Raw genomic sequence first — 23,426 nt, forward strand, 5'->3', positions numbered from 1 at the left:
TTTGTTTATACCAACTTAGTTTACTCTTTCTCATAGTGCTATCCTAAATAATTTTGCTTATCTAGGACAGCCCCTTAAATAATAATTATTTTGAAGTATTTTCTTCTAACTTTTTAAACATTTTCTTAAGCTGTCTAATTTCATTTCGTGTCTTTATTAACTCAGTGTATAAGAACGTATTAAGTTTCAACATCTCATGATCTGAACTGGGTTTACTTAATATACCGTCCATAGCCCCCTGCAGCTGGACTTCTCCATTTGTGATTTCTTCAAGCCATTCAACACTTGATAGTGCATCATTCTCTACTTTGTCATTATCAACGTTAAAAGATACCAACTTATCAGACTTATGACTAAAATTTATCCAAGAATTATAAACGTAGTCTATACTTCCTTGAGGCAAATCCAAATTCATCATATTTCTTACCATGAATAAAATAGAATCATCAAGTCTTGGGTTAGGATCTCCTTGAATAAATTGATAATTCTCCGTTAATTCAATATCAAATATAGATAAAAAATCTTCAATTAAATATGTACTACCTTTCTTCTTACCAAAATACTCTTTAATATAGATATTGCCCTGACCGAATACATCTACCCATGGTTTAACAGCTTTTTTAATATCGTAATGTACCCCCTCTACTACACCTAATGAATTATGAAGGGGAGGTAACTGACAATCAATGTTCACTGTAGGATCTTTTTTCATTTTAACTAGCTGATTGTACCAAGAAAGAATATGTTCTTTAGGGCTTCTTAAATATACAATTGGTTTTATAACTATATTGTACTTACTAGCTAAGTCTTTTATCTTTGTTAAATATTCAATATTACGTTTAGTCTCCCCAACTCTCATAAATTCCTCTGAAGAAATTAAAAAATCTTTATCTTGGTTTTCCGTAACCTCTTTAAACACGTCTTCCCATGCATCAAGATAATAAGTATCATCATTATAACCATACATAAGATGGCTAAAACCTTCCTCTCTCAAAATAGAAAAAGCTAATCTTGAATGCTTAGAATGATTCCGCCATGTTTGTATATATACTAAACCATTATCCTTTAGAATATCAGAATTTACTTCCATGAACTGCTGAAGCACAGTTGTACCAGTTTTATAGTGCCCTATATGAACATATAAGTTAGTCATAAAAACTCTCACATTAAATTTTCAAAAACCACATTAAAGATAAGACATCGTTATTAATCAAAGTTAATAAACCAAGCCACTTGGCATTAAATATAGAAATCTAATCAGTAAAGATAGTATGATTAGACACTCTTTTCAGAAGAGCAAACGCTATTTCTTATTTAACTAATTTCAACTGTTTTTCATAATGTTTCATTTCTCTCTCTATAAACTTGCCATCCGGCCTTAACTCATGTGCTTTAGCCATTAATTTATAAGCTATATCGTATCTACCTTGATTAGCATATTGAATCGACAAGTCTCTAAGAGTATTAATGCTTAATTCTCTATTAGAAATAAAATCATTCATAAACTGCTGATATATCTCATCAGCAATGTTTTCAGGAGAATTGTCTAAATATTGGAAGTCTTGAGTACAAAGTGTGGTTTTTTTAATATCTAACTCCCAAGATTCATTAACCACGTCAATTAAGAGATTGTAAATTACTTTCCATGATATTGTATAATTTATCAAATCAAACTTTTTACTATTATCTGAATCAAGTTGTACAAAGTCACTTTTAACTACATTAACAATTTGTCCCCGCTCTTTATACTTATCGTGAAAAGCAAAAACTTTACCATTAGAATGTAGCACCCCATTTTTTTTGCAGAAGCGTAAGGGGACAACGCTTCCAGTTCCAGCATTAGAGATGAAAAAATCTATAGTATTTCCTATACTTATTTTAGTGCTATAATTTTTACCTATAATACTAACTACATCAGCATAACTTGAACAAGCTTCCTTAATTTTTAAAAAAACCTCTTCATCTTCTTTAATATTAATTTGCTCATGGTGTCTTGATGTCCAACCGTCGACTATAACTAATACTTCATCAAAGTGCTTAGAAATGTTCTTAATAATATTTTCGTATCCTGATAATTGGTTCAACCAACTCCTCTTTTGGCCAGTTACTCCAACCCAAAGCACGAAATCATACTTATCTCTATTAAAGTTATTAGGAGCCATTCTATTCAGCTTTGACTCCATTGCCTCCATAGCATCTTTAGCCCAAGATGATTTCATTGCACCTATATCACCTTGAGGGAATATAGTTGACTTGATAAGTAGACCAATTTCATTAGGATTATCTACAGATAATGAGTTTTTTAAAAACTTTTCATTCTCAATATAGCTATCTTTTATGTAAAATGGGTAATTAGCTAAAAGCTTTTGGTCGATATTTTGCTGAAAATATAAAGCAGATTTTAGTTGGTCGTAGAAAAAATGAAAAGGTCTACCATTAAACATGTAAAGACCCTGTAGCCTCTCACTAAAATCATCAAGAGATTCAAAATATTTAATTATACTAGGTAAATTTTTCAAAACCCTTAAAGCAACAGGTTTAAACGAAAAGTATTGTATTGAGGTACTTGTTACTATAACGTCTATGAAACCCTGTTCTTGTACTATAAGCCAATAGTGATCAGTTTTAGCTTTCATTAAAATATAATGGCGACCATAGCCACAAAAACTAGCCACGCCAATTGATATGGCACCATCAACTGGTGAATTGACTTTTATGCGCCCTTCCTTTAAAAATTTTTCTATACTATTTACAACGAAGCAAGGATTTCGTTCCTGGTAGGCTTTCATGTAGAGGTTCAGGAAATCAGAGCCAGAATTTGTATACTTAGACAAGGAACTCTTAATTACCGTTAGGTTATACTGTTCAAAAATCTTCATAAAAGACCCTTTTAGATACTATTTTAAGTTATTTAGCAGACGCACCTTTCAACTCAACTTTAGCACGATCTTCTTTTGCAATCGTTGCATAGTAATCACGAAGAATCTGCAACACTTCTGGGCGGCTAAAGTTCTCAGGAACATCTTCATCTTCAGATAACGCTTTACGAAGCTTAGTACCCGACACTTTAACGTGATGCTCAGCATCATGTGGACAGGTCTTAGTTGATGCCATTGCTTGGCAAGCGTTACACCAGAAAGTCCAGTCAATCTTAATTGGCTTGGTCTTTAAGGCATCTTCAGGAATTTGATCAAAGATATCTTGGGCATCAAATGCGCCGTAATAATCACCTACACCTGCATGGTCACGTCCTACGATTAACTCTGAACAACCGTAGTTTTGTCTAAATAAAGCGTGCAGTAGCGCTTCACGAGGGCCTGCATAACGCATATCCAACGGATAACCAGACTGGATAACGGTGTCTTTTCTAAAGTAGTTATCAATTAGAGTTCCAATCGCTTCTTGACGTACTTCTGCAGGAATATCACCTGGCTTTAGTGCGCCTAGTAGTGAGTGAATCATCACGCCATCACAGATTTCTACAGCGATTTTTGCTAGATATTCGTGCGAACGGTGCATTGGGTTACGGGTTTGGAAGGCAGCAACCTTTTTCCAGCCTTTTTTAGCAAACGCTTCACGGGTCTGCGTTGGCGTCATATAGATACCCGCATATTCCGTTGGGAACTCTCCTTGGCTGAACACTTCAACACGACCTGCCAAGTTTACATCAGCTTGTTCCATGACTTTTTTAACGCCTGGGTGGTCAGTATCTGTTGTACCAAACACTGTTCTGCATTCATGCTCTTTATCAATGATGTACTTCTCTTCAAGCGTTAAGATACCCATGATTTCGCCATCTTCGGCTTTCAGAGCAATTTCATCACCAATCTCAAAGCCTTCCGCTTGCTCTGAACTGGCTGATAATGTGATAGGAATTGGCCAGAATAGACCTTCATTCTCCCCTGATTTCAACTCCATGTCATCACAAACACCCTGCCAGTCCGCTTTATTCATAAAGCCGTCTAAAGGAGTAAAGCCACCAATACCAAACATGATTAAATCACCACGCTCGCGAGAACTCATTGTAACGCTTGGTAATGTCTCTGCTTTTTTTAAAGCATTTTCTAGCATTTCACCTTCCAGCAAAAGAATATTTAACGCTGGGCTACCATGTGGCGTTACTAAGTTATCAAGTGCTTGCTCAATGTTATCTGACATAAATTATGTCCTTCTTTAAGATTAGAAATATGATTTGAAAAAACTATATACTATATACTATTACTATATACATCAATTAGAAAAATTATGATACATAATAGCCACTCGGATTTTGACTTTGCCAGCGCCAGGTGTCTGCACACATCTCAGCGACAGACAGCTTAGCTTGCCAGCCAAGTAGTGACTTTGCTTTATCGGCGCTGGCATAGCAGCTGGCGATATCTCCGGCACGCCGCGCGACAAACTGATACGGCACGCGCTGCCCTGTGATGTCGGTAAAGGCATTGACCAGCTCTAATACCGAGGTACCTGTGCCAGTTCCTAAATTGATAGGTAAAAATCCTATTGAGCTGTGCTCTACATTGACTTGCTGCTGTAAATAATTCAATGCCGCGACATGACCGGCGGCCAAATCAGTGACATGGATAAAGTCCCGCACGCCTGTACCATCGATAGTCGGATAGTCATTGCCAAAGATACTAAGTTTCTCCAGCTTCCCAACGGCGACTTGCGAGATATAGGGCATGAGATTATTTGGAATGTCGTTTGGGTCTTCGCCTATCTGCCCTGATGGATGCGCCCCTACTGGATTAAAATACCTCAGAGAGATTAGACTCCAGCTAGTATCGGAGACTGCTAGATCTTCTAGGATATGCTCGACTGTCAGCTTGCTCTGACCATAGGGATTGGTACAGGAGCGCAGGGCGGTCTCATCGATAGGCAGGGTCTCAGGATCACCATAAACCGTAGCAGAAGAAGAAAAAACGAGGTTTTTAACATCATGCTCTGCCATGACTTCGAGCAAGGTGATGGTGCCACTGACGTTGTTATTATAATATAGTAAGGGCTTGGCGACGGACTCACCGACGGCTTTTAATCCGGCAAAATGTATGACACCAAAGAATTGATGAGCGTCGAACACTTGTCTTAATGCCGTGGCATCACGGATGTCACCCTTAACAAACTCAATAGGTGCACCGATAAGGTGAGAGACCCGATTTATCGCTTCACGGCTACTATTAGATAGATTGTCATAAACAACTATCTCGTAGCCTGCCTGATGCAAGGCTATACAAGTGTGTGAGCCGATGTAGCCTGCACCGCCTGTGACGAGGATTTTTTGTTTCATAGACAGTACCAACAATTTTATTGTGTGTTATTTCATTTTTTTGATTATAAATGCAACTATACTGGTAACCAATCAATATTACCAACATCAATAGCGTATATACAGCTATCGCCAGCTATGAGTGCCATAAAGATCAAAGCTGACTTTAGCACATTATGGTTAAAGCGCGTTATACTGGTACTTGTTTTCTACCTACTCAAGCTATCCATTATATTATGAAATTTGAAGCCTATATCCAGCCACTACTCTCAGGCTACTACAAACACTATCACCAGCCTGAACAACGGTTAGCCTTGGTCGTCGGTATGTGGCCGTGGCGAGATATGGTGGGAGACTGGGTATTTGAGTCATTTCATATCCAGATTCAGCGGCACTTTACTCAGCGCTATTTTGAACAGTGGCTCAAACCCTTTATCAGTCGGGTCAATCCTGTCGTTTATATCTGGGGCTATAAAGCGCCTGATTATTTGATTGACTATGTCCGCGAGCAAGGGCTGGATGTTTTCTTCTTAGAGGATGGTTTTATCCGTTCAGGGCCTGATGATGATAGCAATACTCCACCACTCTCTATCGTAATGGACAGTCAAGCACCCTACTTCGATACCACGCGCCCAAACGATTTGACTGATCTCATCGCAAACTTTGACTTTGAGCAAGACAGCTATGATGAGAAATGGGCGCAAGAAATGCTAGATTATTATATCTCGCATCGGGTGAGCAAATACAATCAGCAGCCTTATGTCGATGTTGTACCCCTCTATGGGGTGAAAACTAAGAAGCGGGTATTGGTGCTAGGACAAGTACCTCATGATGACTCATTAAAATACGGTGGCGGTGAAGATATCACATTGCTGGATGTGGTCAATCAGGCCATCGAAGACAATCCTGATGCGCAAATCATCGTGAAACCACATCCGATGACGCTGGATGACCACTCTGTCGTTAGCACCCTTACTGACTTGAACTGTCTAATCCTTACCCGGTCTATTCATTTGGTGGATGCATTGGAAACCATCGATCACGTCTATACGATTACTTCACTAGGTGGATTTGAGGCATTACTGAGAGGAAAAAAGGTCACCGTATTAGGGCGACCTTTTTATCACTCTCTTTGTCAAAACAACTGTGAGAAGTTTAAATATTTTTTACTGTGTTACTTATACTGCCAATATAATTACTGTGTTACAGCTGCATGAACCTTTAGGAATGTTGAAGGGTCATCGAGCAACTTAAAGTTACCTTGCTCCATTAATATTTTATCCGCTAACTCACGAAAAGCACCAAAACCACCCTGTGTATCCAGTATTAAATCACATTGAGATTTGATATATTCAGGCGCATCGGCAACAGTTACTGCTAAACCACAACTGATGAAAGCCGGTAAATCAATCGAATCATCGCCAATGTATAGAGTATTAGCTTTAGTTGTACCCACTTGTTTAATAATATCTTTACAGGCTACTTCCTTGTTTTTAACCCCCAAATTAAAAATATCAATCCCTAAGTCAGCAAGTCTTTTTCTCAAAGCTTTTGAATCTCTACCTGATAAAACGGCTACCTTAACGCCTGCTTGTTGCAACAGCTTGATACCTAGACCGTCTCTCACATGAAAGCGCTTCATACACTCACCATGCTCATCATAGTAAATACCACCATCTGTCAATACGCCATCAACATCAGTGATAACAAGCTCAATATCTGATAATAAAGACTTCTCATTATCTGATTGCTCGCCCTTAAGAATAGAAATCACCTTTTCCAAGTCTTTCGGAGTATCAACACCTGGGCCTGTCGGCATCACTTCAAACGCATAGATATCTACATCACTGTCTAGCAGACGCAACTGCTCAAGCTGCTCTACTGTCTCTATATGAGATTCATCTAATTGAGTATACTTTTCTAAAATAGATTTACGATAAGCATATACCCCGACATGTTGTTTATAGCTCGCTTGCCTATCTTTATCTCTAGTAAAAGGAATGGGAGAACGGCTAAAGTAACACGCTCGACCACTATGAGACGTCACCACTTTTACTGTATTAGGGTCTTTGGCTTGATGCGCACTGATAGCATGGTACAGCGTTCCCACTTCAATGGATGTGTCTGCTGTCATAGCTTTAATAAGCAGCTCAAGATCCTCTACACGAACCAAAGGTTCATCACCTTGTAAGTTGATATATAAGTCAGCATCTATCTCATTCATAACTTCTACCAGCCTGTCAGTACCTGAAGCATGATCTGGTCTGGTCATCATACCTTTACCACCGAAACTATGCACTACCGACAGAATCCTGTCGTCATCAGTGGCTACAACGACGGTGGTGTTTTTTATAGATGCCGCTTTTTCATACACGTGCTGAATCATGGGCTTACCCAAAATATCTGCAAGCGGCTTACCAGGAAAGCGTGAAGACGAATAACGTGCGGGGATAACGATAGCAACAGACTGCATTTAATATACCTTTAAGGCGCTTTTATTGAATATCTAAATCAGGCAGTGACTTGACCAAATCATCGATTTGTTTCATTTGTTGTAAGAAAGGCTCTAGCTTATCAAGTGGCAAAGCACTCGGACCATCACATTTAGCAGCATCAGGGTTCGGGTGGGCTTCCAAAAACAAGCCTGCAAGACCAGCGGCCATCCCTGAGCGGGCCAACTCAATAATTTGATCTCGGCGGCCGCCTGATGCGTCGCTGCCTGCACTCCTAGTCTGCAATGAATGCGTCACATCAAAGATAATGGGTAAGTCATTACTGATACGCTTCATTACGCCCAGACCTAGCATATCGACCACTAGGTTATCATAACCAAAGCAGCTGCCTCGCTCACATAGCATGAGTTTATCATTACCCATTTCATTGAACTTATTGATGATGTTTTTCATCTGATCTGGGCTGAGAAACTGCGGCTTTTTGATATTAATTGGTCGCCCAGTCTCTGCTAACGTTTTTACCAAATCTGTCTGACGTGCCAAAAAGGCAGGCAGTTGCAAAATATCAATCACTTCGGCTGCTGGCTGGCACTGATAAACCTCATGCACATCAGATATTACTGGTACATTAAAAGTATCTTTAACTTCTTGTAAGATCTTTAGACCTTCATCCATACCTGGGCCACGAAACGAATGAATAGATGATCTATTCGCTTTATCAAAACTGGCTTTAAATACATAGGGTATACCAAGCTTTTGCGTAATTTCCACATACGCTTCGCATGCTGTTAGAGCTAGGTCTCGTGACTCTATGACGTTGATACCACCAAATAATACAAAAGGCTTATCATTGCCAATTGTTATGTTTTCCGTAATTTTCATTTGTGTTCCTCAAGACTATAAAATACTAGTCACTTTTAATTAATACCAGCCTGAACCAAATCACGTAAGGCCAGCACACCAACTAGTGCATCATTATCTAAAACAATAAGCTGGTTTACCTTTTTTTGTCTCATAATATCAAGGGCTTTTGAGGCTTTTATATCAGGAGAAGTAGTAATCGGTGCTGTCTTCATGACACTGGCAATAGGTTGGCTCATATCTTGATTCGTTGTGAGTAGTCGACGGATATCACCATCTGTCAGTACCCCATAACGATTTTTGTCATCTACGACCACAGTCATACCGAGTCGTTTTTCGGTAATCTCAAATAGGGCTTCGATGATACTGGTCTTTCCTGTCACCAAAGGAATCTCATCACCGGATTTCATGAGATCAGAAACATGGGTCAAGAGTTTTTTACCCAGCGCACCCGCAGGATGCGATAGGGCAAAGTCCTCTGACTTAAAGCCGCGGGCTTCAAGCAATGCGATAGCCAGTGCATCGCCCAGTACCATCGTCGCTGTGGTGCTAGAGGTAGGTGCTAGACCCATTGGACATGCTTCTTCGAAGTCGCCAAGTGTCAAAGCTACGTCTGCTTCTTGAGCTAATCGACCTGATAAATTTTTAGTGATACTTATTAAAGGTAAGTCTAGTTTTTTAATCACAGGCAATAAGACATTGATCTCATCGCTATTACCTGAGTTGGATATCGCTAAAACGACATCACCCTTTACGATCATTCCAAGATCGCCATGACCGGCTTCACCAGGATGGACAAAAAAAGCTGGCGTACCTGTTGATGCCATAGTGGCTGCAATCTTACGACCTACTAGGCCTGACTTGCCCATGCCGGTAATAATAAGACGGCCTTTACAGCTCATAATTAAGTCAACTGCAAGTTCAAACTGTTCGTTATACAACTCCTTCATTGACTTTAAAGCGGTTATTTCTATATCAATTACACTATGAAAAACTAACTGAGCATTCATTTCAACACCATCTTAAAAAATTCATTGTTTACAAAAACCTTTTTTAGAAATTAAAATACATTATTATCAGATACTAAGTTATTTATTATACCTGCATAAGCTGCATATTGAGGCGGTTTGAAATGTTGTTTATCTTTAGTTTGATACGACTGGTGCACATTAAGTGCTTTAATAACATGACAGTCAAAAGCATCTATACTAAGTTGTTCATATTCTTTTGCCCGTTCAACCCTATTTTTGTCTGAATAAGTATTGTACGGAAAGTTTATAAAAACAACTTGCGCATTTTTTGCATGAATTTGAAAATACTTGATAATAGTACTCATATGTTGTACAGCTGATTGAGGAGTCATATAATCATCACTGTAATAACTATTTACAAACTTACCTTTAAGATTACCTAAATTTATAAAAATACCATTCTCATCTTCTGATTTATGGAAAGCTAGTCTAGCTGATAAATCCATGTAATTATCTACTATTATTAAATCAATATCCTCATTCAATGCAGTTAAAACATTAGTTCCTTTACTCAACCTATGCTTGCCCAATTTTTCTACGGTTTGATTGTTTAAGATATTAATAGCTTTATTGTCTTCATCAACTAAACTTATATCTTGTTCTAAGTTCTTGAAAATTTTCTCGATATCAATTGCACTCCATTCCTCAGTAATAAAACGTTTAACGAAGGCATCTGACCTATTGTGGTAAACACAACTAACTAACTTACCACCAAAAATTTTTATATAATGGTTAGCCACAAATCTAGACAAACAAGATCCAAAAGCAATAATCTTCATAAAAAAATCCTTTTAATATCAACTACTTAATTAATTTTGAATAAATCCAAGACTTCAATTTTAAAGCATCAATTTTTTTATTCGATTTTAATAATATTTCATCGTGTTTATCTTCAGCAATACCCCAATTTGAATAAATTGAGGGCATGTAGCATTTTACTTTTATATTTTTTACCAATGCTTCTACTGCAAATATAGAGTTTAGCGTACATACTTCATCTGCTTCATCTAAAATAGATTCAATGCTAAACTGGAGAGGTACTATATTTAAAGTATGTTTAGTAAACTTACTAACCCAAGAATACTTATTAATCATGTAATCCAATGTATCAGTATTATTTATATGCATCAGTCCATCGAGTTTAACTTTAGGTTCTTTGATAATAATAATATTTTTATTAAAAGTATTATCGTTAACAACATCTTGCAACATGTTTTCGAAATCAATAAGCTGTCTATTATTGATACTCTGAGTAAGTATCCCTGAGTCGAAGATTATGATTGTACGAGAATTATTTCTTTTAGATCCGATATCGAATTTTGGTAAAGGCTCTTCTTGATAAGGGGATGAAAATAAAAACTCTGTATCTATTTTTTCATAACTATTTAGAAATGAATGTCTCAAAGCATTCAGACTATCGCACGACTGCTGTTGCATTAAATTGAAATTCACTTCTGTTTTTCGTTCTTTTATCGGTAATGGTTCTATATTAAGGATAGGAATAGAAAATGCTCTTGAGGCATCCATTGCTAACTCATTTGTATATTTAGATATGCTGAGAATCAGTTCTAATGATACAAGTTCCGAGATTTTATTTGCTTTAGGATTTATATATTTGACGGTCTGAGCATTAAAACTACTTTTAAGAAACTCATTGTAGTCATAACCTAGGTCTTTTGAAGCGACGTAACCAATATGATCCAATTTTTTATTCTTTATGACTTTATCAATGACTCCATCACGTTCTCTTAACTCTATCTTATCGCTCGCTAATTGCTCAAGAATTAATTTTATACGTTCATTTGCTTTACCATCAAAACAACCTACTCCAAACTGTTCTGAAGCCCACTTCAAACCAATACTATCTTTTACAATTTCATTATGCAAAAATTTCGTCAGTAAACTGTCTAACTGAATCTTGTTAGTTACTGCTGGAATACCTGCTTTTTCCCATATTTGATCGAATTCGACATATTTAGTTGAAAAAGCAAATTTACCTGCTAAAACACCTTCGAATAACATAGTACTATTCACAGAAGCTATAATATCATTATGGTAAATAGTCTCTTCAGGACCTACCACGTAACATAACGAATCATCTATTGCTGCACAGCTAGAGCTCTGTATGTTTTTATATGTCGCGCGTGTTAAGATATTATCACTTGAAGGAGGCAATCTTATTATTAATTGCATATTATTTAGCTGTACAAAATTGTAAATATCATTGATAGCTTGCCTTTGAGAGTTACGTGCAACTCGAATATCTAACTGAGAATCTAAAGGCTGGGAAGCAAATAGTATAGTTTTCTTATTAGGATCTAAACCAAACAATTGATAGTATTGTTTCCTAGTTAACTGAGGTGAATAGTTAAAATAGCTATCAAACTTAGGTGCTCCAACTATATGAATGTCATTTACAGGATAACCTCTTTCAACAAAAATGTCTTTTTGCAAACTTCCCCAACATAAAACAATATCACAAATAGGAACCGATGCATTTGCATAAGGATCCCAATAATACTTACTTCTATCCACGAAAACCGATTCATGCGGTACAAGTATAGTCTTTATATCCAAATCATTACATACTTGTACAATAATTCTCATTACTGGAGCCCAGTCAAAAGTAAAAATAAAACCTTCTACTTTTTTAGCTAAAGGAACTAACCTTTTGTAAACCATTTTTTTATATATATCAGGGTAGTTTTTAGCAAATCTAAAAATATCTCTGCGTTTCTCTAGTGGATCAATCCCTTTTGCTAAATCAAAGGGTAAAACATCGTAGTCTTCCGAAAGTATCTTACTAATAAGAATATTACCATGTTCTGCAATCCATGGCAGATAGAGAAATACGGGTTTATCCGTACTATTCATCATATTTTGTAATTCCCGACTGATATTTGGCTGATACCAACCTGGTACTTCTATTCTAGAGTTATCAGTGCTTTTCACTGCTTTTTTATTAGTAGCTCCACTACCAACAGACTTTTCAGATACGGTAGTTTTTCTTTGAGATAAGTTATTTTTGTTAGTTACTTTTTCTGTATTTTCTTTTTTATCAAGTGAGACTAGAATTTGCGTAAGCCTTTTTTTAGCAGAATCTCTAAAGAATAATTTGGGATCACGCTTTAATTTTGATAATTTACTCATTCATACACCATAAAGTCTGAAAATAGAAAGGAAAATAACTATTTGTTTAAAAAAAAGACACCCCATTGTAGAGATGTCTTTTTGATAATTCAACACAGCTTTCGTGGCTTTTTGTAGACGTATGCTGACGTCTATCTTACCAACCAGTAACTTCTTTTAGCTTATCGCCTAGCTTCGATGGGTCACGTGTATAAGCGATACCCGCATCCTCAAAGGCTCTAAATTTCTCTTCTGCCGTACCTTGACCACCAGAGATAATCGCACCAGCATGGCCCATACGCTTGCCTTCTGGAGCAGTGACACCAGCGATGTAGCCGACCACAGGCTTCGTCACATGGTCTTTGATATAAGCAGCAGCTTCTTCTTCAGCAGTACCACCGATCTCACCGATCAAGATGATCGCTTCGGTTTGCGGATCTTCTTCAAACAGTTTTAACGCGTCGATCTGGTTCATACCAGGGATAGGGTCACCACCGATACCGATACAGGTTGACTGACCAAAGCCAAGCTTTGTGGTCTGCGCGACCGCTTCATAAGTTAAAGTACCAGAGCGTGAGATGATGCCCACTTTACCTGGCTGATGGATATGGCCTGGCATGATACCAATTTTGCATTCGCCTGGCGTGATAACACCTGGGCAGTTAGGACCAACCAAACGCACGTCGCCTGCTTCTTCAAGATAGCGTTTTGCTTTTAGCATATCGAGAGTCGGTACGCCTTCAGTGATCACGACGATCAGCTTCACGCCCGCATCGATCGCTTCGACGATTGAGTCTAGTACAAATGGTGCTGGTACGTAGATTACAGAAGCATCCGCTTGAGTCGCTTCCATGGCTTCCGCCATTGTATTAAATACTGGTAGGCCTAGGTGCGTTTGACCGCCTTTACCTGGCGTGACACCGCCGACGACTTTGGTGCCGTATTCGATGGCTTGCTCTGAATGGAACGTACCATTTTTACCCGTAAAACCTTGTACCAATACTTTGGTATCTTTATCGATTAATACACTCATTATTTTTTCCTTGTATTCGGTTGTCTTGTGACAGCGACTTGACGACTGATGACCACTATCAATGATGATCTGACAATGACGATCCGAGCTTAGCAAGTGCCATCACGCTTTGACGACTATGCGATAGCGCTTATATGCTTAGAGTTTGGTTTTATCGCCCTACTCTAAGGCGCTGGCGCAATCGGTATTAAGCTTTTACAGCTTCGACAATTTTTTGTGCAGCGTCTGCGAGGCCCTGAGCTGAGATCAGTTTTAGACCAGACTCTTCTAGGATTTGCGCGCCTTTTTCAGCGTTGTTACCTTCTAGACGGACGACCACAGGTACTTGTACATCGACTTCTTTGACCGCAGCGATGATGGCTTCTGCGATCATGTCACAGCGTACGATACCACCGAAGATGTTGATAAGAACGCCTTCTACGCTGCTGTCTTCTAGGATGATTTTGAACGCTTCTACAACGCGATCTTTGGTTGCACCGCCGCCCACGTCTAGGAAGTTAGCAGGCTTGCCGCCGTACAGTTTGATGATGTCCATGGTTGCCATAGCAAGACCCGCACCGTTGACCATACAGCCGATATTGCCTTCTAGAGCGACGTAGTTTAGGTCAAACTCAGCGGCTTTTAGCTCACGCTCGTTTTCTTGCGTTTTGTCTTGTAGCGCAGCGATCTTTGGTAGGCGATATAGGGCGTTTGAGTCGATACCGATTTTGCCATCGACACAGACGATTTCGCCATTTTCACGAACGGCTAATGGGTTGATTTCCATTAGGGCAAAGTCGTTTTCAACAAAGGCTTTGTATGCGCCCGTCATCAATTTTACAAACTGGTTGATTTGTTTGCCTTCAAGGCCAAGTTTGAACGCCACATCACGCGCTTGGAACGGCATTAGACCAACTAATGGATCTACATGTACCTTAAAGATTTTTTCTGGTGTCTCATTAGCGACTTCTTCGATATCGACGCCGCCTTCGGTTGATGCCATAAAGGTCACACGGCGGGTTGCACGGTCGACCACAGCACCAAGATATAGCTCAGTCTGTACTGGATACATATCTTCTGCAACCAAGACGAAGTTGACGGGTTGGCCATCAGCATCAGTCTGGAAGGTGACCAAGTTGGTACCGATGAGCTCTTCTGCCACTTGCTTGGCTTCTTCACGAGTCTTAACCAGCTTTACACCGCCCGCTTTACCACGGCCACCAGCGTGTACCTGTGCTTTGATGACGGCAATATCGGTTGGGGTTTTGTCAAAAGCAGCAGCAGCTTCGTCGCCATTGTGGGCGATGATGCCTTCTTGAATAGGCAATCCGTAGCTTTTTAATAGCTCTTTTGCTTGATACTCATGTAAATTCATTGATTGTATCCCTTGTTTTTTACAATTAATAAAAAGTGAAAATAAGTGCGCGTAGACCAGAGTCTGGCGCACTTATGACCATAGCAGCAGCGCCGATAGCAGTACTATCATTGACGCCTAAATAGTCAAGTCATAAATCGATACTTGCTTATTTGTTTGCTTGTTTTGCAACGGTAGCGAACGACTTATTTTTTACGCTTTTTACGCTGGATAGCGTGAATGGCGCGGCCATCTGCAGATAGCGCCGCTTCGTGTACTGCTTCTGAGATCGTTGGGTGAGCAAACGTCATCAGCTGCAGGTCTTCGATACTAGAGACAAACTCCATCGCGATCATGCCTTGATGGACGATATCACCTGCGCCTGCAGAGATGGCATGCATACCTAACAAGCGATCTGTTTTGGCATCTGCGACGACTTTGATAGAGCCTTGGCCTTCGCTTTGCGCGAGCGCACGACCGTTGGCCGCTAGGTTAAATGAGCCAGTTTTGACTTCATAACCAGCTTCTTCGGCTTCTTGCTCAGTCATGCCAACCCATGCGATTTCTGGATGGGTATAGATGACGTTGATGATGGTGTCGTAGTTGACCTGAGCTTTTTCGCCATGGATACGCTCGACGGCCATCATGCCCTCTTCCATCGCTTTGTGCGCAAGCATCGGACCACGTACCAGATCACCGATGGCATAGACGCCGTCTAGGTTGGTTTTGCACTGATCGTCGACATCGATTAGACCGCGCTCGGTCAAGGTGATACCGCTGTCTTCGCCCAGTAGTTTTTCAGAGTAGGCACGGCGACCGACACAGACGATTAGCTTATCAAAGCTTTCCTCGCTCGACTCGCCTTTGGCTTCGCTGGTCACAACGACTTGATCGCCTTTGACTTCAGCGTTGGTAACTTTGGTATCGACTCGGATATCAAGGCCTTGCTTTTTCAGCAGTTTGCCGGCTTCTTTGGCGATGTCTTTGTCAGCAGCAGCTAAGAAGCTTGGTAGTGCTTCATATACCACAACCTCACTACCCAAGCGGCGCCATACAGAGCCCAGCTCCAGACCGATCACGCCCGCACCGATCACACCAAGGCGTTTAGGTACTTCAGTAAAGTCAAGCGCGCCAGTTGAATCAACGATACGGTCACCGTCAGTTTTGGCCACTGGAATCTCGATAGGCACTGAGCCTGCCGCAAGAATGATATTTTTTGCGGTGATGGTCGTTTCGCTGTCGTCTTCTAGCGCGGTAAATTTAACTTTTTTCTCGCTACCTTTACCATCTTCTAATGTGCCCCAGCCTTGCAGCCAGTCAACGCCATTGCCCTTGAGCAATGCTGCCACGCCGCCGGTCAACTGCTTGACGATGCCTTCTTTGCGAGCGATCATCTGCTCGATATCGATAGAGACATCACCTGTGCTGATGCCATGCTCAGCTAGGTCATGCTTGGTCGCTTCATAACGATGCGAGCTATCCAGCAAGGCTTTTGATGGGATACAACCGACGTTTAGACAAGTACCGCCAAGCGCAGGCTCGCCTTTATAAACACGTTTTTCGATACAGGCCACGCTCATACCAAGCTGACCTGCGCGAATGGCTGCTTCATAACCGCCAGGACCGCCGCCGATGACGACTAAATCATAATTGTCTTTCATAGTACGTTCCTATTTTTTTAGATTATTTTAGATTTTGCTCATGTTGTGTGAGGTATATCGGCACGATGGTTTCACTTTTGTGCAATAACGACAGATCTCATCTTTAACCACAGGATCAATCATCTGTCTGGTTTTGATGACGTCTGTAGTAGCCAATAGGCTGCCCCAAATACAGGCAGCTCGATAAAGCGTACTAACGACCCGCCGTCAGACGCCGCCCTATAGGACTGCGTCTTCAATAAACGTCACAATTAAACGGCTCGATTATTGCTAAGCGTGATTTTACTCAAATGACAATGGCCGATACCAAAGTTAAAAAACTTGTATCAGCGATTGCCAATACAAGCTTAGAAGCTTACAGGTCTAAAAGAAGCATAGTAGGATCTTCGACCAATTCTTTTAGTGTCACTAAGAATTGTACCGCTTCTTTACCATCGATCATACGGTGGTCATAAGACAGCGCTAGGTACATCATCGGCAAGATCTCAACTTTACCGTCGACCGCCATTGGGCGCTCGTTGATCGCATGCATACCCAAGATAGCAGTTTGCGGTGGGTTCAAGATAGGCGTCGACATTAGTGAACCAAATACACCGCCGTTTGAGATAGTGAACGTACCACCCGTCATCTCGTCTAGACCAAGCTTGCCTTCTTGCGCCTTGCTACCGTATTCACGGATTTTGGCTTCGATGTCCGCCATGCTCATACGATCAGTATCACGCAGTACGGGAACGACGAGGCCGCGATCTGATGATACCGCCACACCGATGTCATAAAAACCATGATAAACGATGTCATCACCGTCTAGTGAAGCGTTTACCGCTGGGAAGCGTTTGAGTGCTTCGGTCGCCGCTTTGACAAATAGCGACATAAAGCCTAAACGTACGCCATGACGTTTTTCGAACTGGGCTTTGTACTTAGTACGCATGTCCATCAACGGCTTCATATTGACTTCGTTAAAGGTCGTCAACATAGCAGTTTCTTGGGTAGCTGACAGTAGACGCTCAGCGACACGCTTACGTAGGCGCGTCATTGGAACGCGTTTTTCGGTACGCTCGCCAGTTGACTCTGCCACAGGACGACCACTATCTGACTTGATAGAGCTGTCGGCTTTTAGCGTTGGGTTTGCCATATCACTCTTGGTCACACGGCCACCGCGGCCACTGCCTTCGACGTTTTTCGGATCTACGCCAGACTCTTTGGCCGCTTTACGCACGGCTGGGCTTTGATCTTTATGGTCGGCTTCGTCTTTTTTGTCAGTGGCTTGTACTGGCTCACCGCCATCTGTACCTTGCTTGGCTTGCACTGGTGCCGCTGGCTGGTCTGGGTTGACTGCTGGCTCATCGTTTGCGTCTGTGCTGCCACTTGCGCCCGCTTCAAACTCAGCGATTAGTTCGTCAGATAGTACTGTGTCATCTACTTGCTTGACGATTTTGGTCACAACACCATCATCAGGTGCCACAACTTCTAAAACAACTTTGTCGGTTTCAATTTCAGCCAATAGGTCATCACGGTTTACCTGCTGACCTTCACTGACATGCCATTCGACGATCGTGCCATCGGCAACCGATTCTGGAAAAACGGGGGCTTTGATATCAGCCATCGATATACTCCTTAGATTTGGATATTTATATGCGTTATTAAGTCGTGATAGGCAGTCAATACTGTGTACAACAATGTCACTGATAGGTATTGCCAGTACTGACTGTCATCGCCTGCTTCATGTGTCTTCTATAATCTATAACTTGTAACGTCTGTCACTTATCTTACTTTGCCAGCTCATCGACACTGATACCAAGACCGCCTGCGATCAGTGCTTGCTGCTGCTGAGCATGCAGTTTTGGCGACCCTGTCGCAGGAGCGGCGCTCGGTGGACGCGCCACTGGCTCCATGACTTTTGCCTTGGTTGGATGTGGTACGACGATACGGAACATATGCGGCGCCAGATAGTACCAAGCACCTTGGTTCAAGGGCTCTTCTTGCGTCCAAACGATTTCTTTTAGGTTGCTGTATTTTTCGATCTCAGCAATCAAGCGTTTTTCTGGCAATGGATAAAGCTGCTCAATACGGACGATGGCCACATGATCAAGGCCAAGCGCACGGCGCTGCTCAAGTAGATCATAGTAGACCTTACCACCACAGAGCACCATACGAGTGATGTTGTCTGCATTGTGCTCATCCATCTCTGGTAGTACCGTCTCAAACTTACCGTTGGCAAGCTCTTCTAAGTGAGAGGTTGCCAGCTTATGACGTAGTAGGCTCTTCGGTGACATAACGATAAGCGGTTTACGAATTGGGCGTACCGCTTGACGACGTAAGGCATGATAAATCTGTGCAGGCGTCGTTGGGGTAATCACTTGCATATTGTCTTCGGCACATAGCTGCAAGAAACGCTCAAGACGTGCTGATGAATGCTCAGGGCCTTGACCTTCATAGCCATGTGGCAACAGCATGGTTAGACCACAAACGCGCTGCCATTTGGTCTCGCCGCTTGAGATAAACTGATCAATCACCACTTGCGCGCCGTTGACGAAGTCACCAAACTGCGCTTCCCAAACGATGAGCGCGTTGGGTACGGTGGTTGCATAGCCGTATTCAAAGGCCAGTACCGCTTCTTCTGACAACAACGAGTTATAAGTGGCAAAACGTGCTTGGTTTTCGCTGATATGTGATAAAGGCACATACATGCTGCCGTCATTGACGTTGTAGATCTCACTATGACGATGCGAGAAAGTACCACGGCCGACATCTTCACCAGTGATACGAACCAAGGCATTGTCATGATCGACCAATGATGCATAGGCCAAAGTTTCAGCGGCGCCCCAGTTCAATGGCTCTTCGCCTGTTTGCATGGCTAGGCGCTGATCAACCACTTTTTGTACTTGGCGCTGTAGCTTGTAGCCTTCTGGCATTTGCGCCATACGGCGGCCATACTCTTTTAATTTTTCGATATCGACGCTGGTATCCCATTCATCGACCAAATCATGACCTAGGTAGGGCTTCCAATCGACAAATAACGCTTCGTTTGGCTTGCTGACCAATGAGTTGGCGACATAATCACCACGGTCTAGCGACTCACGGTAGTCATCTTCGTACTGTTTTTCTTCTTCTACGCTAAGGACGCCATCGGCGATGAGTTTTTGTGCGTAGATAGTACGCGTCGTAGGCAATTTTTTGATAACTGCATACATCAAAGGCTGTGTCGCTGATGGCTCGTCGGCTTCGTTGTGACCGTTACGGCGATAGCAGAACAAATCAATGATGATGTCTTTGCCAAACTCATGACGGTAGTCTAGTGCCAATTGCGCAGCAAACACCACAGACTCAGGGTCATCGCCGTTGACGTGTAAGATAGGTGCATGCACCATCTTGGCCACATCAGTACAGTACTCGGTTGAGCGTGCGTCTTCTTGACGGCTGGTCGTAAAGCCGACTTGGTTGTTGATCACGATATGAACCGTACCACCCGTGGTATAACCACGCGTCTGTGACATCTGGAAGGTTTCTTGAACGACACCCTGACCGGCAAAAGCAGCATCACCATGGATGACGATTGGCAGCACTGAGTTACCGCCTTTGTTGTCCATAAGCGGCTGATCGTTACGGCGAACTTGACGTGCACGTACCGAGCCTTGTAAGACGGGCGCTACGATTTCAAGGTGCGATGGGTTAAAGGCTAGAGCCAAATGCGCCTCACCGCCTGGTGTCATGACGTTAGAAGAAAAACCGTTATGATACTTAACGTCGCCTGAGCCTTTTTCTGGCTGTACCTTACCATCGAATTCATCAAACAAATCGGCAGGGTTTTTACCTAAGATATTGACCAGTAGGTTTAGACGGCCACGGTGCGCCATCCCAATGACCATCTCTTTGGTGCCATAGCCGCCAGCACGTTGGATGATTTCATTGATGGCTGGGATAAAGCTCTCGCCGCCTTCTAGACCGAAACGTTTGACGCCGGTATATTTACGAGCCAGATATTTCTCTAGGCCTTCAGCCGCTGTCAGACGCTCTAAGATAGATAGACGTTTTTCTTTATCAAATTCGATATAGCCTAGGTTGGTCTCGAGGTATTTTTCCATCCAGCGTTTTTCGGTGCTGGTGGTCACGTGCATGTATTCAACACCGATATAACGGCAGTACACACGCTCCATGATTTCGATGATCTCACGGAGTGTCGCTTCGTCTTTACCGATGTTTAAATCATTGGTCGGGAATACCGTATCGAGATCGGCCTCTGATAGGTTGTGATACTCTAGCGTCAGATCTTCTACTTCGGCACGCGGATGCAGATCTAATGGATCTAGCTTGGCACGGCGATGACCACGGCGGCGGTAAGCTGAGATCAGCTGCTGCACACCCATTTGTTTAGGATCCGCGCAGTCGGCACTGCCAGCAGACGCGCTACTGGTGTCGGTGTTGACTTTATTGGCGGTTTGATTGCGGGCCAGCAATAAAAACTGATCCTTAATAGCATTGTGTTTGGCGTCATTTGGCGACTTGTACTGTTCAAAATACGTTTGCCAGTCCGCATCCACACTATCAGGATCTGTTAGGTATTGCTCGTAGAGCGCTTCGATATAATTGGCATTGTCAGCGGCCAGTTCAGTATGTCCTAGCTCGGCTGCGTCTTTGGTTATACTATTCATAATAATCGTCTATTTGATAGATAAATGAATGGAATCGTGCTTATTATTGTGTAATCTGTCGTATATCTGCTATGTAAACCTTGTGTCACATCAGCGGCTGAGCGTTTATTGACTGAGCTTTTGCTGATTGTCAAAAGTCTGGATAATCTCTAACGTAACTTACATCAAGCAAGAGTCAAGCAAATTAACCGCTGACCGTCTCTCGTCTGTTTTTGCATTGCCGCTAACATACGGTGTCGACAATATCTAAGTAGTGCTGATCGCAGTTATTACAATACCGTTGGTAAAAATATAACTATTTGTGAACGCTCAGTTTTCTGAACCAACTCGTTTCACAACATTAATTTATATATAATGCAAAAAGCCATAACAAATCTATTAACTAACATTTATTAACCACTGGTTATCCATGCTGGTCGTGGCAAGATCATAACAACTATTCACATGACACATATGGCTGGCAAGGTGTGTATAGATGTTGCAATAGCAACCAATGAATCGCCAGTCTTCCTGCTTTCAGCTAGCCTTTCACACGGCTATTTTGGCTGAACTGTTATCCTATCAATGAGATAAGTGACACTCTTAGCCAAATATACATTGCTGTATAGGGTAGCATGTCTACTTTTTACGACATAGTTTGTTTGTTCAATACTAGGTATTTACATAATGAATATCTATTATCAATATAATGATATCATTATTGGCTGATGCTGGCTTGCCATTATACCTAAAGTAGCAAAATCTTCCTAAGCATTCGGCTCAATCAAGCACTAAAATTACCTAAATAAAGCAAGATAGCTCATCATAACTTTAAGCTGATGTATGCTTACCCCTATGATTTCTATATCAAGTGTAGGCTAATAGTATTGCGTATCTAATTATATAGGCCGAGCGCCTTTATCACAGACCTTCTTACACATGACCAACGTACTGTCAATATAGCTTTACCATCATACTGTCATTGATGCACGCTAAAAACACATCGCGCTTGTGCTGCTGTCTGTAAATGTAGGTTGCGCCGTTGAGAAGCCCCCGCCCCCTAATCAATAAAAAACACCACCTAATGGCTAGGTGGTGTTTTTTTTACAGATACTGTAAAAAACCATGCAATTATAAACGATTAACCTGCTTGGTCAATCAACATATTACGCAGATGACCAATTGCTTTGGTTGGATTCAAGCCTTTTGGACAAACTGACACACAGTTCATGATACCGCGGCAACGGAACAAACTAAACGGATCGTCCAAACGAGCAAGACGCGCTTGCGTGTCACTGTCACGGCTATCAGCCACAAAACGATAGGCGTGTAGCAATGCTGATGGGCCTAAGAACTTATCAGGGTTCCACCAGAATGATGGGCAGCTGGTCGAACAGCATGCACATAAGATACATTCGTACAGACCGTTTAGTTGTTCGCGCTGCTCAGGTGATTGCAGACGCTCTGTCGGCGGGGCTGGCTGATCATTGATTAAGTACGGGTGTACTTTTTCGTATTGCTCGTAGAATTGGTTCATATCGACGACCAAATCACGAACCACAGGCAGACCTGGTAGAGGACGGACGGTGACTTTTTCTGGCAAGGTGTTCATGTTGATAAGACATGCAAGACCGTTTTTGCCATTGATGTTCATGCCATCAGAGCCACAAATGCCTTCGCGGCAAGAGCGGCGGAAAGTGAGGGTCTCATCTTCTTTCTTTAGGCGTAATAACACGTCAAGCAACATACGATCTGAGTCTAACAGCTCAATCGTATAGGTTTGCATGCGCGGCGCTGCGTCCACATCAGGATCGTAGCGATAGATTTCGATGGTGCGAGTACCTCGGCTCATAATGCTAAACTCCACACATAGGTGATGGCGGGCATACAAAGACTGCGACCTCACCGCGCTAACGACTGATTTATCATTAGCGCGGGCAAGTGCATGTAGCTGGCGGTCACCTTTTAATAAATGAATAAGGGATAAAACGTTTGCGCAGTTTATATATCGAGTATATATCAGGCGCGGCG

The 23,426-nt window shown here is 41.8% G+C and carries 16 protein-coding genes; 1 reads left to right on the plus strand and 15 read right to left on the minus strand.

The annotated features are described in order from the left end of the window. Positions 1 to 85: 85 nt before the first annotated feature. The 4 genes from JFC05_RS11715 to galE form a co-directional block, all read right to left on the minus strand. Positions 86 to 1,153, minus strand: coding sequence for a hypothetical protein (locus tag JFC05_RS11715; RefSeq protein WP_198336994.1), 1,068 nt, complete (start codon positions 1,151 to 1,153; stop codon positions 86 to 88). A gap of 157 nt (positions 1,154 to 1,310) precedes the next feature. Then, positions 1,311 to 2,879 carry a hypothetical protein gene (locus JFC05_RS11720; RefSeq protein WP_198336995.1) on the minus strand — a complete coding sequence of 523 codons (1,569 nt, stop codon included), beginning with the start codon at positions 2,877 to 2,879 and terminating at the stop codon, positions 1,311 to 1,313. Between the two features lie 28 nt (positions 2,880 to 2,907). Then, positions 2,908 to 4,158, minus strand: coding sequence for a sulfate adenylyltransferase (gene sat / locus JFC05_RS11725; RefSeq protein ID WP_198336996.1), 1,251 nt, complete (start codon positions 4,156 to 4,158; stop codon positions 2,908 to 2,910). A gap of 85 nt (positions 4,159 to 4,243) precedes the next feature. Then, complete coding sequence (gene galE, locus JFC05_RS11730; RefSeq protein ID WP_198336997.1) at positions 4,244 to 5,287, minus strand: UDP-glucose 4-epimerase GalE; 1,044 nt, start codon at positions 5,285 to 5,287, stop codon at positions 4,244 to 4,246. Positions 5,288 to 5,502: 215 nt separating this feature from the next. Between galE and JFC05_RS11735 the strand changes: the two genes are divergently transcribed. Beyond that, the gene (locus JFC05_RS11735; protein WP_198336998.1) at positions 5,503 to 6,483 is read left to right on the plus strand and encodes a capsular polysaccharide export protein, LipB/KpsS family; all 981 of its coding nucleotides are present in this window, start codon (positions 5,503 to 5,505) and stop codon (positions 6,481 to 6,483) included. On the opposite strand, the gene kdsB is transcribed toward JFC05_RS11735, so the two are convergent. The 11 genes from kdsB to JFC05_RS11790 form a co-directional block, all read right to left on the minus strand. Continuing rightward, positions 6,462 to 7,739, minus strand: coding sequence for a 3-deoxy-manno-octulosonate cytidylyltransferase (gene kdsB / locus JFC05_RS11740; RefSeq protein ID WP_198336999.1), 1,278 nt, complete (start codon positions 7,737 to 7,739; stop codon positions 6,462 to 6,464). The two genes, JFC05_RS11735 and kdsB, sit on opposite strands and share 22 nt — an antisense overlap. 22 nt (positions 7,740 to 7,761) lie before the next feature. Next, complete coding sequence (gene kdsA, locus JFC05_RS11745; RefSeq protein WP_198337000.1) at positions 7,762 to 8,601, minus strand: 3-deoxy-8-phosphooctulonate synthase; 840 nt, start codon at positions 8,599 to 8,601, stop codon at positions 7,762 to 7,764. 35 nt (positions 8,602 to 8,636) lie between these two features. After that, on the minus strand, positions 8,637 to 9,590 hold the full coding sequence (locus JFC05_RS11750; RefSeq protein WP_198337001.1) for a KpsF/GutQ family sugar-phosphate isomerase: 954 nt from the start codon (positions 9,588 to 9,590) through the stop codon (positions 8,637 to 8,639). Between the two features lie 50 nt (positions 9,591 to 9,640). Continuing rightward, positions 9,641 to 10,390: a hypothetical protein gene (locus tag JFC05_RS11755; protein WP_198337002.1), complete on the minus strand. Its 750-nt coding sequence runs from the start codon at positions 10,388 to 10,390 to the stop codon at positions 9,641 to 9,643. Between the two features lie 22 nt (positions 10,391 to 10,412). Beyond that, on the minus strand, positions 10,413 to 12,761 hold the full coding sequence (locus JFC05_RS11760; protein ID WP_198337003.1) for a capsular polysaccharide export protein, LipB/KpsS family: 2,349 nt from the start codon (positions 12,759 to 12,761) through the stop codon (positions 10,413 to 10,415). A 136-nt stretch (positions 12,762 to 12,897) separates the two neighbouring features. Beyond that, entirely contained in the window at positions 12,898 to 13,773 is an 876-nt protein-coding gene (gene sucD, locus JFC05_RS11765) for a succinate--CoA ligase subunit alpha (protein WP_075101409.1), read from the minus strand. A gap of 187 nt (positions 13,774 to 13,960) precedes the next feature. Beyond that, positions 13,961 to 15,127, minus strand: coding sequence for an ADP-forming succinate--CoA ligase subunit beta (gene sucC, locus JFC05_RS11770; protein WP_198337004.1), 1,167 nt, complete (start codon positions 15,125 to 15,127; stop codon positions 13,961 to 13,963). Positions 15,128 to 15,312: 185 nt separating this feature from the next. Then, the gene (gene lpdA, locus JFC05_RS11775) at positions 15,313 to 16,767 is read right to left on the minus strand and encodes a dihydrolipoyl dehydrogenase (protein WP_198337005.1); all 1,455 of its coding nucleotides are present in this window, start codon (positions 16,765 to 16,767) and stop codon (positions 15,313 to 15,315) included. 355 nt (positions 16,768 to 17,122) lie between these two features. Beyond that, a complete protein-coding gene (gene odhB / locus JFC05_RS11780; protein WP_198337006.1) occupies positions 17,123 to 18,370 on the minus strand; it encodes a 2-oxoglutarate dehydrogenase complex dihydrolipoyllysine-residue succinyltransferase in 1,248 nt (415 codons plus the stop codon). Positions 18,371 to 18,533: 163 nt separating this feature from the next. Then, positions 18,534 to 21,416, minus strand: coding sequence for a 2-oxoglutarate dehydrogenase E1 component (locus JFC05_RS11785; protein ID WP_198337007.1), 2,883 nt, complete (start codon positions 21,414 to 21,416; stop codon positions 18,534 to 18,536). A gap of 1,120 nt (positions 21,417 to 22,536) precedes the next feature. Beyond that, positions 22,537 to 23,247 (minus strand): succinate dehydrogenase iron-sulfur subunit, encoded by a 711-nt coding sequence (locus tag JFC05_RS11790; protein WP_105244551.1) that lies wholly within the window; start codon positions 23,245 to 23,247, stop codon positions 22,537 to 22,539. Positions 23,248 to 23,426: the final 179 nt, after the last annotated feature.

This window comes from Psychrobacter celer (genome assembly GCF_016107555.1).
GTDB lineage: Bacteria > Pseudomonadota > Gammaproteobacteria > Pseudomonadales > Moraxellaceae > Psychrobacter > Psychrobacter celer.